We start from the raw sequence: 16,263 nt of genomic DNA, 5'->3' as shown, positions 1-16,263 counted from the left end.
CCTCCCTCCCTCCCTCCGCTCCCGGCCCTTGCCGCCCGGCGGCGACGCGCTCCCGGAGGACGGCCGCCCACGCTCCGGGGACGTCCGTCGGCGTTCGGCAGACGGGTCAACCGCGGCCGGAAAACGCCTCACCGCCGGGAGACGGCCGCCGGTCCGGGGAAGCAGTACCGGTATGAGATTCCTCGTGCGCGACCGGCTCCTCGGGTTCGGTGACGACTACTGGATCGAGGACGACCGAGGCAACAAGGTCTACCTCGTCGACGGCAAGGCCATGCGGCTGCGCGACACCTTCGAGCTGAAGGACACCCGCGGGCAGGTCCTGATCGACATCCACCAGAAGATGTTCGCCCTGCGCGACACCATGGTGATCGAGCGGAACGGCGAGCCGCTGGCCACGATCAGGCGCAAGCGGCTGTCGCTGCTGCGCAACCACTACCGGGTGGCCCTGGCGGACGGCCGCACCGAGCTCGACGTCAGCGGGAGGATCCTCGACCGGGAGTTCGCCGTCGAGTACGACGGCGAACTGCTGGCCGTCGTCTCCCGGCGATGGCTGCACGTGCGGGAGACCTACGGCGTCGACGTCGTGCGCGAGGACGCCGACACGGCGCTGCTGATCGCCGTGTCGGTGTGCGTGATCCACCTCGCCGACAAGGAGCGGGCCGGAGACGACGACTGAGCCGTCACCGGCGCGGGGGCCGCAGGCCGAGCACCCGGTCCTTGAGGGCCGGGAACTGCTCCCGGGTCGCGGCCGTCTTCGCCGGGTCGAAGTCGACGGTGAGGATCTCCTCGCCCGCTCCCGCCTCCGCGAGGACCTCGCCCCACGGATCGACCACGATCGAGTGACCCGCCTGCGGAACTCCGGCGTGCGTCCCGGCCGTTCCACACGCGAGCACGAACGCCTGGTTCTCGACCGCCCGCGCCTGAGCCAGCAGCGTCCAGTGCGCCCGGCGGCGCTCCGGCCAGCCCGCGGGGACGACCAGGGTCTCGGCGCCGGCGTCGACGAGGCCGCGGAACAGCTCGGGGAAACGGAGGTCGTAGCAGGTGGCGACGCCCAGCGTCGTCTCCGGGAGAGCGACCGTCACCAGGTCCTCGCCCGCGGCCATCAGCACGGCCTCGCCCTTGTCGAAGCCGAACCGGTGGATCTTGCGGTAGGAGGCGGCCAGTTCGCCGGAGGGGGAGAAGACGAGGGACGTGTTGTACAGCGCGCTGCCGGCCCCGCCGCTGCCGCCGTGGCCGCCCTCGGCGCGGGCCTCGTCGGACGGAGCCCGCTCCGGGATCGAGCCCGCGTGCAGCCACACGCCCGCGTCGCTCGCCGCCTTCGCCATCGCCTCGGCCGTCGGCCCGTCCAGCGACTCGGCCTCGCCGGCGAAGTCCTCGTAGGCGAACGCCCCCGTCGTCCACAGCTCCGGGAGCACCACGAGGTCGGCGACGCCCGCCTGCTCCCGGACCAGCGCGGCGGCCCTCGACCGACGCGATTCAACCGATTCGCCCTCTTCTACGGCGATCTGGATCAGAGAGGCGCGCACACTACCACCGTCCTGGCATTCGAGTAGCCCACAGGGCCTACGATCGTCACACGAAAGCACTGCCGGGGTGCCTCACAGCAGCGTAACTTGGGGGTCCTCCCGATTCGAGCGCAGCCGAGAACGGGGGGAGTTCCGAGACGCCGCCGACAGCGCCGACAGCGCCGGCTCCCGCTGGCAACGCCGCCACAGCCCACCCGAGTACCGATCGCCGAGGGGTCCCGTTTCCGTGAGTCTGCATCCCACCCTCCAGCCCTACGCCGACGCCTGGACCCACTCCATCGAAGCGATATCCGAGCTGGTGGAACCGCTGGTGGAGGCGGACTGGAACCGCCGGACGCCCTGCCCGGGCTGGTCGGTGCGCGACATCGTGTCGCACGTCATCGGACTGGACTGCGAGATGTACGGCGACCCTCGTCCCATCCACACCCTGCCCCGCGACCTCTTCCACGTCACCAACGACTACCAGCGCTACATGGAGATGCAGGTCGACGTCCGCCGCCACCACACGGCCCCCGAGATGACGTCCGAGCTGGAGTACACGGTCATCCGCCGCAACCGGCAGCTGCGCAACGAGTCGCGCCAGCCCACGGCGGTGGTGCGCGGACCGCTCGGCACCGAGCTCACGCTCGAGGAGTCCATGCGGCTGCACGCGTTCAACGTGTGGGTGCACGAACAGGATCTGCGCACCGCCCTGGGCCGGCCCGGCAACCTCGACTCCCCCGGCGCGCACATCGCCCGGGACGCGCTGCTCGCCGAGCTCCCGGCGGTCGTCGCCGAGAAGGCCGACGCGCCGCGCAGCTCCGCGGTCGTCTTCGACGTGCACGGCCCGATCGAGTTCCTGCGCACCATCCGCGTCGACATCCAGGGCCGCGGGACCCTGGAGACGGCGCCCGCGCTCGGGCCCGCCGCCGCGTTCACCCTCGACTGGGAGACGTACGTCCGCCTGGCCTGCGGGCGGGTGACGGCGGAGGCGGTGGCCGACCGGGTGAAGGCGGAGGGCGAGCCCGAGCTCACGGCGGCCGTCCTGCGGAACTTCGCGGTCACCAGGTAGCCGGCGCCGGCCGGGTGCGCCTCGCGACGACAGCGGGCCCGTCGTGACGATCACGACGGGCCCGCTGTCGGTGCTCAGGGTGTGACCGGAGGTCAGCCCAGCCTGGCGAAGCCGTAGTTCAGCAGCTTCGTCGCGTCGGTGGCGCGCACCGTCACGCTGGTGGACGCCAGCACCGTGCCCACGACGGTCTTGCCGCCCCGGGTGGCGGCGAAGACGAGGCAGTACTTCGCCTCCGGGCCGGAGCCCGTCTTCACGCCGATGGCGCCGCTGTAGCTGCTCAGCAGCGTGTTGGTGTTGGTCCAGGCCCCCATGGTGCGGATGGAGCCGGTCTTGGTGACGGTCTTGGCGGTGTACGACTTGGTCTTGACCACCGCACGGAAGTTCGCGTTCTTCAGCGAGTTGCTGGCGAGCTTCGTGAGGTCCTTGGCGGTCGAGTAGTTCGCCCCGTTGCCGATGCCGTCGAACGAGTCGAAGTGCGTCTTCGTCATGCCGAGCGTCTTGGCCTTGGCGTTCATCTTGGCGATGAAGCTCTTCACGCGCGCGGCCCGCGTCGTGCCCGTGCCGAACTTGTCGGCGAGGGCGTACGCGGCGTCGCAACCCGACGGCAGCATCAGCCCGTAGAGCAGCTGACGGACCGTGACCTTGTCGCCGACGATCAGCCGCGCGGACGACGCGGTGTTCGCGACGATGTAGTCGCTGTAGGCCTTCTGGATGACGACCTTGGTGTCCAGGTTCAGGTTCGTCTGCGACAGCACGACGTTCGCCGTCATGATCTTGGTGGTGGAGCCGGTGGACATCGTGGTGTCCATGCCCTTGTTGTAAAGCGCCGCACCGGTCGCGTTGTTCATCACGAAGCCGGTCTTGGCGGCGATCGTGGGCGTCGCGACAGCCTGCGCGGGCGCCGCGGTGAGGGCTCCGGTCGCGAGCACTGCGCCGGCGGTGACGGCGACGGCCGCGGCCCTGCGGACTCGGATGCCCTTGATGGCGGTTATCAACTGAAATACCCCGATTACGTCGAATGCCCCTGCGGTGCGGCCAAGTTCATAGGGGGAAAGAGGTGGGCCGCACATGTGTGACACGTAAGTAGCACACAAAGTTGTGCGTCTGCCGGGCAGAATTTCCGATTACTTGATCCGCCCCTTACCCGGACCCCACCCGCCGACGCCCGCCGAACCCCTTCGGACCCCGTCCGCGGGTCCGCATCCTGGACCGGCCCCCGCATGCGTACGCGTTGTATCTATCCTGTGGGCATGCAGTCCTCAGCTCCGCCGGCCCCCGTCCCCGTCAAGCAGCCGCCCGCCGCCGACCGCGTGTACGCCCACGTCAAACAGGGTGTCCTGGACCGCCGTTACGAAGGCGGGGCCCTTCTCACCGAGGGGGAGCTCGCCGAGGCCGTGGGGGTCTCGCGCACACCGGTGCGCGAGGCGCTGCTGCGGCTGGAGGCGGAAGGACTCATCAAGCTCTACCCGAAGAAGGGCGCGCTGGTCCTGCCGGTCTCCGCGCAGGAGATCGCCGACGTCGTGGAGACCCGCCTGCTGGTCGAGGAGCACGCGGCGCGCAAGGCCGTTCCCGCGCCGCCCGCACTCGTCGCACGCCTGGAGGAACTGCTCGCCCAGCAGCGGGAGCAGGCCGCCGCGGGCGACCTGGCCGCGGCCGCCGTGACGGACCGCTGCTTCCACGCCGAGATCGTCCGCAGCGGCGGCAACGAGATCCTGTCCCGGCTCTACGACCAGCTCCGCGACCGCCAGCTGCGGATGGGCGTCGCCGTCCTGCACTCGCACCCCGACCGGATCGCCAAGACCCTCACCGAGCACGCGGAGATCCTCCAGGCGCTGCGCTCCGGCGACGCCGAGCGGGCGGTCGAGCTCGTGCACCGGCACATCGGCTGGTTCTCCCACCTCGCCCGCGGGGAGGTCCGGTGAGCTCCCTGCCCCGCGGCGTGAACTCCACCCTTCCGGGTGACCCTCCCGGCGGACGGCGCGCCATCGCCGTGTGGGGGATCGGCGTCTCGGTCTACTTCGTCGCGGTCATCTTCCGCACGTCGCTGGGGGTGGCCGGGCTCGACGCCGCCGACCGCTTCCAGGTGAACGCCTCGGCCCTGTCGACGTTCTCGATCCTGCAACTCCTCGTCTACGCCGGGATGCAGATACCGGTGGGCCTGCTGGTCGACCGGCTGGGCACCAAGAAGGTGCTGACCATCGGCGTGGTGCTGTTCACGGCCGGCCAGCTCGGCTTCGCCTTCTCCCCGTCCTACGGCACGGCCCTCGCCTCCCGCGCCCTGCTGGGCTGCGGGGACGCGATGACGTTCATCAGCGTGCTGCGGCTCGGGTCCCGCTGGTTCCCGGCCCGGCGCGGTCCGATGGTCGCCCAGCTCGCCGGCCTGGCGGGGATGGCGGGCAACCTCGTGTCCACGCTCGTCCTGGCCCGTCTGCTGCACGGCGTCGGCTGGACGGCGGCCTTCGCGGGCAGCGCGGTGGCGGGCGTGGTGGTGCTGGTCCTGCTGCTGCTCTTCCTGAAGGACCACCCCCAGGGGCACGAGCCCGAGCCGTTCCCGCACCGGGGCGCGGCCTACGTCCGCGGCCAGATCGCCGCCTCCTGGCGGGAGCCGGGCACCCGGCTGGGCCTGTGGGTGCACTTCACCACCCAGTTCCCCGCGATGGTGTTCCTGCTGCTGTGGGGGCTTCCGTTCCTGGTCCAGGCGCAGGGGCTGACCCGGGCCACGGCCGGTGAGCTCCTCACGCTGGTGGTCCTGAGCAACATGGTCGTGGGCCTGGTCTACGGCCAGGTCGTCGCCCGTCACCACGGGGCGCGGCTGCCGCTGGCCCTGGGCACGGTCGGCGCGACGGCCCTGGTGTGGGCGGTGACGCTGTTCCACCCCGGCGACCGCGCGCCGATGTGGCTGCTCGTGGTGCTCTGTTCGGTTCTCGGCGCGTGCGGGCCGGCCAGCATGCTCGGGTTCGACTTCGCGCGGCCGGCGAACCCTCCCGAGCGCCAGGGAACGGCCTCCGGCATCACCAACATGGGCGGCTTCGTGGCGTCCATGACGACGCTCTTCGCGATCGGCGTGCTGCTGGACGCGACCGGCGACGACTACACGCTCGCCTTCTCCTGCGTCTTCGTCCTCCAGGCGCTCGGCGTCAGCCAGATCCTGCGCCTGCGCAGGCGGGCGGCCCGGCGGGAACGGGAGCGGCTGGTGGCGAGCCGGGTGGAGACGGTGCACGTCCCGGCCTGAGGCCCGAGACGGTGCACGTCCCGGCGGGAGCCCCGAGAAGGAACGGACGCCCTTCCCGGCGGCCCGCCGAAGGGGCGCCGCGTCCCGTCACCACGGGGCGCGGCTCCCTCCGCCGGGCCGTTGCGCTCAGCCCCAGGTGATCAGCTTCTTCGGCCGCTCCAGGATCGCGGCGACGTCGGCCAGCACCTTGGAGCCCAGTTCCCCGTCCACGAGGCGGTGGTCGAAGCTCAGCGCCAGGGTGGTGACCTGACGGGGCTTGACCTTGCCCTTGTGGACCCACGGCTGGAGCTTGATCGCGCCGATCGCGAGGATCGCGGACTCGCCGGGGTTGAGGATCGGGGTGCCGGTGTCGACTCCGAAGACGCCGACGTTGGTGATGGTCACCGTGCCGCCCTGCATGGCGGCGGGGGACGTCCTGCCCTCCCTCGCCGTGGACACCAGTTCGCCGAGGGACTCCGCCAGTTGCGGCAGCGTCATGGCGTGGGCGTCCTTGATGTTCGGGACCAGCAGACCCCGGGGGGTGGCCGCCGCGATGCCCAGGTTGACGTAGTGCTTGACCACGATCTCCTGCGCCGCCTCGTCCCAGGACGCGTTGATCTCCGGGTGGCGCTTGACGGCGATCAGCAGGGCCTTGGCGATGAGCAGCAGCGGGTTGACCCGCAGGCCCGCCATGTCCTTGTCCTGCTTGAGCTCCTCGACGAGCTTGAGCGTGCGGGTCACGTCGATCGTCACGAACTCCGTGACGTGCGGCGCGGTGAACGCCGAGCCGACCATCGCCGCCGCCGTCGCCTTGCGCACGCCCTTGACCGGGACGCGCGTCTCGCGTGCCGTGTCGTACGACGCCGCCGGCGCGACCGCGGGGGCCGTGACCGGGGCCGGTGCGGCCGGGGCGGCGGCCACCGGCGCGGCGGCCGGTGCGGCCGCGGGGGCCGGGGCCGCCGCCGCCGCGTGGACGTCCTCACGGGTGATGATCCCGTCGGGACCGGACGGCACCACGGTGGCGAGGTCGACGCCCAGGTCCTTGGCCAGCTTGCGGACCGGCGGCTTGGCCAGCGGACGCTCCCGCACGGCGCTCGCGCCGCCGTGGCCGTTCAGTTCCGCCTGGACGGTGTCCGGGACCTTCGGGACGGTGATCTCCGGGCCCTTGCGCGGCCGGCGCTTGGTGGAGGACACCGCCACGCCGTAGCCGACGAGCACCGGCTGGCGGCCCGAACCCGCCGGCTTCGCCGCCTCGGGCTGCGCGACCGACGCCGTGTCGGCCGCGGGCCGGGGCGTCTGCGGGGCGGCCTGCGGCTGCGCGGGGGCCTGCGCCGGCACCTCGGCGACCGGAGCGGCGCCCGCGCCGCCCGCCACGTCCACCGCGATGATCGACGTGCCCACGTCGACCGTGGTGCCCTCGGGGAAGTGCAGCGAGCGCACGACGCCGTCGTAGGGGATGGGCAGTTCCACGGCGGCCTTGGCGGTCTCGACCTCGCAGACCACCTGGCCGTCCGTGACCGTGTCGCCCGGCTGGACGTACCACTTGAGGATCTCGGCCTCGGTGAGTCCCTCGCCCACGTCGGGCATCTTGAACTCGCGTACGGACGCTTCCGTCATCGTCGTCACGACCTTCTCCTCAGTACGCCAGGGCACGGTCGACGGCGTCGAGCACCCGGTCCAGGCCCGGCAGGTACTCCTCCTCCAGGCGCGCCGGCGGGTACGGGGCGTGGTAGCCGCCCACCCGCAGAACCGGGGCCTCCAGGTGGTAGAAGCAGCGCTCGGTGATCCGGGCGGCGATCTCCGCGCCCGAGCCGAAGAACACCGGCGCCTCGTGGACGACGACCAGGCGGCGGGTCTTCTCCACCGACGTCTGGATCGAGTCGAAGTCCAGCGGGGACACCGAACGCAGGTCCACGACCTCCAGGTTCTTGCCCTCCTCGGCGGCCGCGGCGGCGACCTCCTGGCAGAGCTTCACCATCGGGCCGTAGGCGACGAGGGTCAGGTCCGTGCCCTCGCGGACGACCCGGGCCTTGTGCAGCGGGCCGGGGATGGCCTCCGTGTTGACCTCGGCCTTGTCCCAGTAGCGCCGCTTGGGCTCGAAGAAGATCACCGGGTCGTCGCTCTGGATGGCCTGCTGCATCATCCAGTACGCGTCGGACGCGTTGGACGGCGAGACGATCTTCAGGCCGGACACGTGCGCGAAGAGCGCTTCGGGCGACTCGGAGTGGTGCTCGACCGCGCCGATGCCGCCGCCGTAGGGGATGCGCACGACGACCGGCAGCTTGACCTTGCCCAGCGAACGCGCGTGCATCTTGGCGAGCTGGGTGACGATCTGGTCGTAGGCGGGGAAGACGAAGCCGTCGAACTGGATCTCCACCACCGGGCGGTAGCCGCGCAGGGCCAGCCCGATCGCGGTGCCCACGATGCCCGACTCGGCGAGCGGGGTGTCGATGACGCGGCTCTCGCCGAAGTCCTTCTGAAGGCCGTCGGTGACCCGGAAGACGCCGCCGAGCTTGCCGACGTCCTCACCCATGATCAGGACCTTGGGGTCCGCCTCCAGGGCGTGGCGCAGCGACTCGTTGATCGCCTTGGCCAGGGCCAGGTTCTTGGTGCTCGCGGTGTCCGCCATCTCAGTTTCCCCCCGTGCCCGCGGCGAAGCCGCTCTCGGATTCCGTCGCGAACGACGCCTGGTACGCGGCGAACTGCGCGCGCTCCTCGTCGACCAGCGCGTGTCCGTCCGCGTACACGTTCTCGAAGATCGCGAAACGGTCCGGGTCCGGCATGGCGCGGACCGCTTCGCGCACTCGCCTGCCCAACGCCTCGCTCTCCGCCTCGAGTTCCGCGAAGAACGACTCGTCCGTGTGGTTTGAGGCCTCCAGGTGGCGGCGCAGGCGCAGGATCGGGTCCTTCGCCTCCCACGCCTCGCGCTCCTCGTCGGCCCGGTACTTCGTCGGGTCGTCGGAGGTGGTGTGGGCGCCCATGCGGTACGTGTAGGCCTCGACGAGGGTGGGGCCCTCGCCGTTGCGGGCCCGCTCCAGCGCCCACCGGGTGACGGCGAGGCAGGCCAGGACGTCGTTGCCGTCGACGCGGACGCCGGGGAAGCCGTAGCCCTGCGCGCGCTGGTAGAGCGGGACGCGGGTCTGCTTCTCGGTGGGCTCGGAGATCGCCCACTGGTTGTTCTGGCAGAAGAACACCACCGGCGCGTTGTAGACGGCCGAGAAGGTGAAGGACTCCGCCACGTCGCCCTGGCTGGAGGCGCCGTCGCCGAAGTAGGCGATGACCGCGCTGTCCGCGCCGTCCTTGGCGACGCCCATCGCGTACCCGGTCGCGTGCAGCGTCTGGGATCCGATGACGATGGTGTACAGGTGGAAGTTGTTGCCGTTGGGGTCCCAGCCGCCGTTGTTCACGCCGCGGAACATGCCGAGCAGGTTGGTCGGGTCGACCCCGCGGCACCAGGCGACGCCGTGTTCGCGGTAGGTCGGGAAGACGTAGTCGTCCTCACGGGTGGCCCGGCCCGAGCCGATCTGAGCGGCCTCCTGGCCGAGCAGGGAGGCCCACAGGCCCAGTTCGCCCTGGCGTTGCAGGGCGGTCGCCTCGGCGTCGAAGCGGCGGGTGAGCACCATGTCGCGGTAGAGGCCGCGGAGGTCTTCGGGGGTGACACCGGAGACGTACTTGGCGTACTCGGCGTTCTTGGCGTTCTTGACCCGCTTGCCCTCCGGCGTCAGCAGCTGCACGAGCTCGGGCTCGGCGCTCTTCCTCGCGGTGGTGCGGGCGCGCTCGGTCCCGCCGGCGCCGGCCTTGCTTCCGGCGCTGCGTCGCGGCTTGTGCGCGGCAGTGCTCTCCACGGTCACGTGTGCTCCTCCGTCGGTCCGGCCCCCGGGGTCGCCGGGTGGCTGGGGTCCCCTCGGCTCTCCACGAGCCTGAGGGAGCGGCTCACCTGTTTCCGACACCCGTGCACGGGGTGGGTGTCACTCGGTCGGACCAGGCGTGACAGGTGCCCCGGCGAGCGCCCTGCGATCGACACGTTACCCAGTGCGTCACATTTCTGTGAAACCCCTCCTGACCTGCGTTTTTGCTTGGATTTCCAAGTAAATCGGCAAAGTCGGGAAGGAGCCTGGTCACAGCCTTGCAGGAGGCCGGAGCAACGGCACGTTATCCCGGCCACCCGCGCCACGGGAAGAGCCCTCGGAAAGCGACCTGCGGCCGTTCGGGCGGGTGGACGGGCGGTTCGCGGGCCTTCGGGGGCACCGGGCGACCCGCTCGGCGGACCCCCGGCCGACGCCCGCGGACCGGGCTTCGACACGACCTGACGCGACCGTCCGTGACTCCTGTTGTCGAACGGTGACCATCTGTGACAACGCCCAGCTCACAGGCGCGTGCGGTGGCCTAGCATCGGGCGCGTGCCGCGCTCCTGTGTACCCCCCTCAGTGCCCCACGCGCCCCCTCTGGGCGCGCTGCTCCACCGGTACGCCGCCGGCTCCGCGCTCGCCTGCGAGCCCGTGGCGGAAGGCCTGCTCAACCGCGGGTACCGGCTGCGCACCACCCGCGGGCGCTACTTCCTCAAACACCATGTCGACCCGGACACCGCCGACCCCGCGTCGATCGCCCGCCGGCACCGGGTCACCGAGCGCCTGGCCGATCTGGGCGTCCCGATCGCCCTGCCGCTGCCCGGACGGGACGGCCGGACGGTCGCCGTCGTCGGCGGCCACGCCTACGCCCTGCATCCCTGGGTCGAGGGCCGCCACCGCCACGGCTCCCAGCTCACTCCCGGCCAGTGCGGCCGCCTGGGAGCGCTGCTCGGCGTGGTGCACACCGGCCTGGAGCACGTGATGCGCACGCCGGCCCGGCAGCCGTCGCCGGGGCGCGGAGAGCGGGTGCCTCCGGCGCGCGAACCGGAGCGCACCACCTCGGCCGGGCGCGCTTTCCACGCGGAGCACGCCCCCCGACCGGGGCCCGTGACTCCCGCCGAGGCGGCCCCGCCCGCAAGCGGCCCGGCGGCCCGTGCGGACCCCTCTTCTTCCGCGGGCCGTGTCACCCCCGGCTCCGAGGCCGTCTCCGAGGCTGTCCTCGACGTCCTCGACCTCCCCGGCGGGCCCGAGGCGGCCGACGCCCCGGCCTCCCTCGTCGGCGCGGCCGTCCGGCCCGATCCGGCGGCCCGGAGCGGGACCGGTCCGCACGGCTCGTCCCCCGCTCCCGGCCGGCCCGACGCCCTCGCCGCGAGCCCCGACCCGGCGGACACCTTCGTCCTCATCGACGACCTTCTCGCCCGCGTGCGACGCCACCGCCCCGCCGACTCCTTCGACGAGCTCGCCCGCCACCGCCTCCTGGAGCGGCGGCGGCTGCTGGAACGGCACGCCGACCGACGGCCCCCGCACGGCGGCCCGGTCGGCTGGGTCCACGGGGACTTCCACCCCTTCAACCTGCTCTACCGCGGTGACGCCCCGGCCGCCATCGTCGACTGGGACCGGCTGGGGGTGCAGCCCCGCGCGGAGGAGGCCGTCCGCGCGGCCGTCATCTTCTTCGTCCGGCCCGACGGCACGCTCGATCTGCCGAAGGCGAGGCAGTACGCACGCGCGTACCGGCGGGCGGCGGGGGCCTCACCCGCCGAACTCGCGGCGGCCGTCCACCGCGTGTGGTGGGAGCGGCTCAACGACTTCTGGATGCTGCGCTGGCGCTACGAGCGCGGCGACACCCGCGCGGACTCCCAGTTCCCGGCGTCCTCGGCGCTCGCCGTGTGGTGGACCCGGGAGTACGACGCCGTCCGGGAGGCCTTCACGGATTGACCTGGCCGTGGCGCGGGTCCACCGGTCTTCTCCGGGTCACCTGCGCACGCGCGCGGGACCCGGGCAGGGTCCACGCGCGCGTGGAGGGAACAACGGGCCCCGGGGCGGCCGGCCCGGTCACCCGCCGCCGAGACCTCCGCCGAGGGTGGTGTTGCCCTGGTCCGTCCCGCCCGTCTCGTTGCCCGTGGCCGGCGCGCTCGGCTCCGACGGCGTGCCGCTCGGCTCGTCCGGGGGCTGGCTGCTCTCCTCGCCGGTCGGCTCGCCGCTGGCCGACGAGGACGGCGACGAGGACGGCGAGTACGACGGCGAGTACGACGGCGAGTAGTTCTGGTTGTTGTTCGAACCGGTGTTGTCGTCCGAGGAGTCGCCGCTGGACGTCTCGCTCTCCTCGGCGCTGGGCTTCTCGCTCGGGGCGCTGTCCGACACCGACGGCGAGGCGGACGGCGATGGAGAGGTCCCGTCCCCGCCGGTGCCGTCGCTCTTGTTGTTGAGCGCCAGCGCGACGCCCGCGGCGATGGCGATCACCGCGAAGACGGCGAGGATCCACAGCTTGCCGCGGCCGCTGCCCCGGTTCCCGTGCCCCTCGAAACCGCCGTCGTCGCCGCCTCCGTAGCCGGTGGGCAGGATCGGCTGCGGGATCTGCGAGGTGCTGGAGCCGTCGGCGCCGTGCGGCAGCACGGACGTCGTGCTCGCGAAGCCCCCGGCGGCCGCGCCCGCGGCGCCCGCCGCCCCCACCGGCCCGGTGTTCCAGGTACCGGTGTGGCCGCCCTGGTCGTACAGCATCTGCAGGCCGTACTGGACCAGGCCGCGCATCTCCTCCGCCGTCTGGAAACGGTCGTCGGGATCCTTGGCGAGCGAGCGCATGACCAGGCCGTCCAGCTCCGGCGGGCACTCGCCGCCCGAGGTCTGCGACGGCGGCACCGGGATGTCCTGCACATGCTGGTAGACGACCGACAGCGGCGTCTCGCCGGTGAAGGGGGGCCGCAGCGCCAGGAGCTCGTACAGCAGACAGCCGGTGGCGTACAGGTCGGAGCGGTGGTCGACGGCCTTGCCGAGCGCCTGCTCCGGCGAGAGGTACTGGGGGGTGCCCATGACCATGCCGGTCTGCGTCATCGTCGTGGACGCGCCGTGCAGGGCGCGCGCGATGCCGAAGTCCATCACCTTGACGGCGCCGTTGTGCGTGATGATCACGTTGGCCGGCTTGATGTCACGGTGCACGATGCCGTGCTGGTGCGAGTAGGCGAGCGCCTCCAGCACCCCCGAGGTGATGATCAGGGCCTGCTCGGGGCCCGGCGCCTCGGCGTTGAGGAGGAGGTCGCGGATCGTGCGCCCCTCGACGATCTCCATCACGATGTACGGCACGCTCTGGCCGCCCACGAAGTCCTCGCCGGAGTCGTACACGGCGACGATCGCATGATGGTTGAGGCCGGCCACCGACTGGGCCTCGCGCGTGAAGCGGGCCTTGGACACGGGGTCCTCGGCGAGGTCGGCGCGCAGCAGTTTGACCGCGACGGTGCGGCCGAGGCGTACGTCCTCGGCCGCGAACACCTCGGCCATGCCGCCCCGGCCGAGTCTGCGGGTCAGTCGGTAACGGCCGTCTCCGACCAGCCCTCCGTTGCCCCAGTTCTCCGGCGCATCTGACATACCGCCGCCAGTCGCCTCGGGGTCGGACGGGCCCTGAGCGCGCTGCTGTGCCATCAGTCCTCGCCGTCGTTTTCTGCCCGCGGTGCGCGCGGTGTTGTCACGGTCTCCGTCGGCCACGCTACAGCCTCCGCGCAAGCCGCCGGTCCGGGACGACCCCCGCGACGACCCCCGGGACGGGCCCGGGCGCCGGTCCGGGACGGACCGGCCGTCACATCGGTACTCCGTGCAGCCGTGCAAATTCCGTGTACCGGCCGTACGGCACCTGTAACGCTTCCGCGACGCTTCTTTCTCGTAGGGTCACGGAACGGGCACCGAACTTGACGTGTCGGTGCCCTGCGGCAGACTTGGCCGGGATTAGCACTTCCGATCAACGACAGTCAACGGCGCCAGAGGCCAACGGGGGACGCAGAAGATGAGCCAGGACGGCGCGCAGGGCCGGTATGCGGGGCGGGCGCTCGCCGGCGGCCGGTATCAGCTGCGCGACTTGCTCGGCGAGGGCGGCATGGCCTCGGTGCACCTCGCCTACGACTCCGTGCTCGACCGTCAGGTCGCGGTGAAGACCCTGCACACCGAACTGGGCCGTGAGCAGGCCTTCCGCGAGCGCTTCCGCCGCGAGGCGCAGGCCGTGGCCAAGCTCACGCACACCAACATCGTCTCCGTCTTCGACACGGGCGAGGACGACGTGGACGGGCTCACCACCCCCTACATCGTCATGGAGTACATCGAGGGCCGCCCGCTCGGCTCGGTGCTCGATGAGGACGTGCACCGCCAGGGCGCGATGCCGGCCGACAAGGCGCTGAAGATCACCGCGGACGTGCTGGCGGCGCTGGAGATCAGCCACGAGATGGGGCTGGTCCACCGCGACATCAAGCCCGGCAACGTGATGATGACCAAGCGCGGCGTGGTCAAGGTGATGGACTTCGGCATCGCGCGGGCCATGCAGTCCGGCGTCACCTCGATGACGCAGACCGGCATGGTCGTCGGAACCCCCCAGTACCTCTCGCCCGAGCAGGCCCTCGGGCGCGGCGTGGACGCCCGGTCCGACCTGTACTCGGTCGGCATCATGCTGTTCCAACTGGTCACCGGGCGGCTGCCGTTCGAGGCGGATTCGCCGCTTGCGATCGCGTACGCGCACGTCCAGGAGGAGCCGGTGGCTCCCTCCTCGATCAACCGGGCCCTGCCGCCGGCCGTCGACGCGCTCGTCGCCCGCGCGCTGAAGAAGAACCCGAACGAGCGCTTCCCGACCGCGGTCGCCATGCGCGACGAGTGCCTGCGCGTCTCCGCCTCCTTCCAGCCGGCTCCGCCGAGCATCGTCCCGGGCGCGCAGACGTCCAGCGGGGCGGGCGTCGGGTCCGCGGTGTTCCCGCCCGTCGGCCAGGGCACCCCGCCGCAGGGCAGCGTGCAGACGCCGTACCAGACCGGCCCGAACCCCTACGGCGCGCCGACGCCCGCCGCGTCCTACGGCTACCCGCAGCAGGGCGGCTACCAGACGCCGGCCCCGGCCTACAACCAGCAGGCGTCGCACACGCCGTACAACCTCGGCCCGCAGCCCTCGACCCCGGCGCCCTCGGGCGGCGGTCGCAGGAGCAGCAAGCCGGTCCTCGTCGGCTCGGCCGTCGTCGCCGTGGTCGCGGTCGGCGGTCTGATCGCCAGCCTCACCGTGGGCGGCGGCAAGGGCGACGACGCCAAGGGCGGCAGGACCACGAGTTCCTCGCCGGCGGCGACGAAGGCGGCGGACTACCGCGCGCCGGACACCTCCAAGACGATCGAGTCGACGGAGTGCTCCGAGCCGCAGGAGTCGTACAACGACCCCGACAAGATCCGGGTGCCGAACTTCAGGTTCAAGTACATCGGTTCGGTCAAGGCGTGCTTCCAGGCCGCCGGCTGGCAGTACAAGATCACGAAGATCGACGAGAACACGTACGGCGACGGCGCGGTCATGGACCAGTTCCCCTCCGCCGGCACGGACGTCGACCCCAAGGACATGCCGGAGATCGAGCTCAAGGTCTCCACCGGCAACCCGGCGTGACGGCGGGACGGCGCGTCCGACGCCGTCCGGCCTCCCGCCCCGTCCTGTGACCCGGCCGCCCGCGGAGCCATGGGAAAGGGCCCGGCGTGCGCCGGGCCCTTGACGAGTACTGCGGACGACTGCCGACGACCGGCGACGGCTACAGGTACGGACCGCCCGTCCGGCCGCCCGCGGCGCGCGGGTCGTCCGCGCCCTCCTGGCTCACGCCGGGGGGCAGCGCGCGGCGCATCTGCTCCAGCTGGGCCCGCGCGGCCATCTGCTGCGCGAAGAGCGTGGTCTGGATGCCGTGGAAGAGGCCCTCCAGCCAGCCGACCAGCTGGGCCTGCGCGATGCGCAGTTCCGCGTCGCTCGGCGTCGACTCCTCGTTGAACGGCAGGGACAGCCGCTCCAGCTCCTCCACCAGCTCCGGGGCCAGACCGTCCTCCAGCTCCTTCACCGAGCTCGAGTGGATCTCCTTCAGCCGGGCCCGGCTCGCCTCGTCCAGAGGGGCCGCGCGCACCTCCTCCAGCAGTTGCTTGATCATGCTTCCGATCCGCATGACCTTCGCCGGCTGCTCGACCTGCTCCGTCACCGGGATCTCACGGGAGTCCTCGTCGGCGTCGATGCCGCCGAGCGCCATGCCGTCCTGGCCTACGACCAGGATCTTCTGGGCGTTCTCCGGCGACCTTTCGTTCCTCGGCATCTCCATGCCGTCATTCTCTCGCACGACCCCACCTCATCACCGTGGTGCCCTCCACGAAAGGTGATCCACGCTTTCCGTTCGGCGCAGTCCGGAATGCGGCGAAAATTCGCCGATGCCACGCTTGGTGGGTGTTTTCTTGGCGACCGGTCATCGGGAGGGGGTCACGGACGTGACTCCAAGGCAGTGGGCACAGTGTGGGGCACGGGCGGCCGTGACGGCCCTGGCGGGAGTCATGGTGCTGTCGTACGGGGGCGTCGCGTCGTACGCGGCCGGCTCGGCGCGTGGACGGGTCCCGACGTACGCCGACGCGCCCGCGTCGGCCACACCCCACCCCTCC

13 protein-coding genes are annotated in these 16,263 nt (G+C 71.9%); 6 read left to right on the top strand and 7 right to left on the bottom strand.

Features of this window, described 5'->3' with window-relative positions:
* Positions 1 to 172 precede the first annotated feature (172 nt).
* Positions 173 to 676: an LURP-one-related/scramblase family protein gene (locus tag KMS84_RS24400; RefSeq protein WP_256918573.1), complete on the top strand. Its 504-nt coding sequence runs from the start codon at positions 173 to 175 to the stop codon at positions 674 to 676.
* Positions 677 to 680: 4 nt separating this feature from the next.
* Here the strand turns inward: KMS84_RS24400 and KMS84_RS24395 are convergent, their stop codons facing one another.
* Positions 681 to 1,526: a carbon-nitrogen family hydrolase gene (locus KMS84_RS24395; RefSeq protein ID WP_256918572.1), complete on the bottom strand. Its 846-nt coding sequence runs from the start codon at positions 1,524 to 1,526 to the stop codon at positions 681 to 683.
* Between the two features lie 226 nt (positions 1,527 to 1,752).
* On the opposite strand from KMS84_RS24395, the gene KMS84_RS24390 reads away from it, so the two are divergent.
* Positions 1,753 to 2,577 (top strand): maleylpyruvate isomerase family mycothiol-dependent enzyme, encoded by an 825-nt coding sequence (locus tag KMS84_RS24390; protein WP_256918571.1) that lies wholly within the window; start codon positions 1,753 to 1,755, stop codon positions 2,575 to 2,577.
* Positions 2,578 to 2,669: 92 nt separating this feature from the next.
* On the opposite strand, the gene KMS84_RS24385 is transcribed toward KMS84_RS24390, so the two are convergent.
* Complete coding sequence (locus KMS84_RS24385; protein ID WP_256918570.1) at positions 2,670 to 3,572, bottom strand: D-alanyl-D-alanine carboxypeptidase family protein; 903 nt, start codon at positions 3,570 to 3,572, stop codon at positions 2,670 to 2,672.
* Between the two features lie 255 nt (positions 3,573 to 3,827).
* Between KMS84_RS24385 and KMS84_RS24380 the strand changes: the two genes are divergently transcribed.
* Together KMS84_RS24380 and KMS84_RS24375 are read left to right on the top strand one after the other, a co-directional pair.
* Positions 3,828 to 4,499, top strand: coding sequence for a GntR family transcriptional regulator (locus tag KMS84_RS24380; protein WP_256918569.1), 672 nt, complete (start codon positions 3,828 to 3,830; stop codon positions 4,497 to 4,499).
* Positions 4,500 to 4,504: 5 nt separating this feature from the next.
* A complete protein-coding gene (locus KMS84_RS24375; protein WP_285893916.1) occupies positions 4,505 to 5,809 on the top strand; it encodes an MFS transporter in 1,305 nt (434 codons plus the stop codon).
* A 126-nt stretch (positions 5,810 to 5,935) separates the two neighbouring features.
* Here the strand turns inward: KMS84_RS24375 and KMS84_RS24370 are convergent, their stop codons facing one another.
* The 3 genes from KMS84_RS24370 to pdhA are packed head-to-tail and all read right to left on the bottom strand — an operon-like array spanning position 5,936 to position 9,639.
* Entirely contained in the window at positions 5,936 to 7,414 is a 1,479-nt protein-coding gene (locus KMS84_RS24370) for a dihydrolipoamide acetyltransferase family protein (protein WP_256918568.1), read from the bottom strand.
* 10 nt (positions 7,415 to 7,424) lie between these two features.
* A complete protein-coding gene (locus KMS84_RS24365) occupies positions 7,425 to 8,417 on the bottom strand; it encodes an alpha-ketoacid dehydrogenase subunit beta (RefSeq protein ID WP_256918566.1) in 993 nt (330 codons plus the stop codon).
* A gap of 1 nt (position 8,418) precedes the next feature.
* A complete protein-coding gene (pdhA, locus tag KMS84_RS24360) occupies positions 8,419 to 9,639 on the bottom strand; it encodes a pyruvate dehydrogenase (acetyl-transferring) E1 component subunit alpha (protein WP_256918565.1) in 1,221 nt (406 codons plus the stop codon).
* Between the two features lie 576 nt (positions 9,640 to 10,215).
* On the opposite strand from pdhA, the gene KMS84_RS24355 reads away from it, so the two are divergent.
* Positions 10,216 to 11,571: a phosphotransferase gene (locus tag KMS84_RS24355; RefSeq protein WP_368860710.1), complete on the top strand. Its 1,356-nt coding sequence runs from the start codon at positions 10,216 to 10,218 to the stop codon at positions 11,569 to 11,571.
* Positions 11,572 to 11,688: 117 nt separating this feature from the next.
* On the opposite strand, the gene KMS84_RS24350 is transcribed toward KMS84_RS24355, so the two are convergent.
* The gene (locus tag KMS84_RS24350) at positions 11,689 to 13,215 is read right to left on the bottom strand and encodes a protein kinase domain-containing protein (protein ID WP_438818978.1); all 1,527 of its coding nucleotides are present in this window, start codon (positions 13,213 to 13,215) and stop codon (positions 11,689 to 11,691) included.
* Positions 13,216 to 13,627: 412 nt separating this feature from the next.
* Between KMS84_RS24350 and KMS84_RS24345 the strand changes: the two genes are divergently transcribed.
* A complete protein-coding gene (locus tag KMS84_RS24345) occupies positions 13,628 to 15,244 on the top strand; it encodes a Stk1 family PASTA domain-containing Ser/Thr kinase (protein WP_256918564.1) in 1,617 nt (538 codons plus the stop codon).
* Positions 15,245 to 15,383: 139 nt separating this feature from the next.
* Here the strand turns inward: KMS84_RS24345 and KMS84_RS24340 are convergent, their stop codons facing one another.
* Positions 15,384 to 15,932 (bottom strand): bacterial proteasome activator family protein, encoded by a 549-nt coding sequence (locus KMS84_RS24340; RefSeq protein WP_285893913.1) that lies wholly within the window; start codon positions 15,930 to 15,932, stop codon positions 15,384 to 15,386.
* Positions 15,933 to 16,263 lie beyond the last annotated feature (331 nt).

Source organism: Streptomyces hilarionis, from assembly GCF_024539675.1.
GTDB lineage: Bacteria > Actinomycetota > Actinomycetes > Streptomycetales > Streptomycetaceae > Streptomyces > Streptomyces hilarionis.
Note: the sequence above shows the minus strand (reverse complement) of the source record. Positions and strands in the feature narration are given on the sequence as shown.

Bases quoted from the DNA above. Each gene is read 5' to 3' on its own strand.
- KMS84_RS24400 (WP_256918573.1), top strand. From the start codon at position 173: ATGAGATTCCTCGTGCGCGACCGGCTCCTCGGGTTCGGTGACGACTAC.
- KMS84_RS24380 (WP_256918569.1), top strand. From the start codon at position 3,828: ATGCAGTCCTCAGCTCCGCCGGCCCCCGTCCCCGTCAAGCAGCCGCCC.
- KMS84_RS24365 (WP_256918566.1), bottom strand. From the start codon at position 8,417: ATGGCGGACACCGCGAGCACCAAGAACCTGGCCCTGGCCAAGGCGATC.
- KMS84_RS24350 (WP_438818978.1), bottom strand. From the start codon at position 13,215: ATGTCAGATGCGCCGGAGAACTGGGGCAACGGAGGGCTGGTCGGAGAC.
- KMS84_RS24345 (WP_256918564.1), top strand. From the start codon at position 13,628: ATGAGCCAGGACGGCGCGCAGGGCCGGTATGCGGGGCGGGCGCTCGCC.
- KMS84_RS24340 (WP_285893913.1), bottom strand. From the start codon at position 15,932: ATGGAGATGCCGAGGAACGAAAGGTCGCCGGAGAACGCCCAGAAGATC.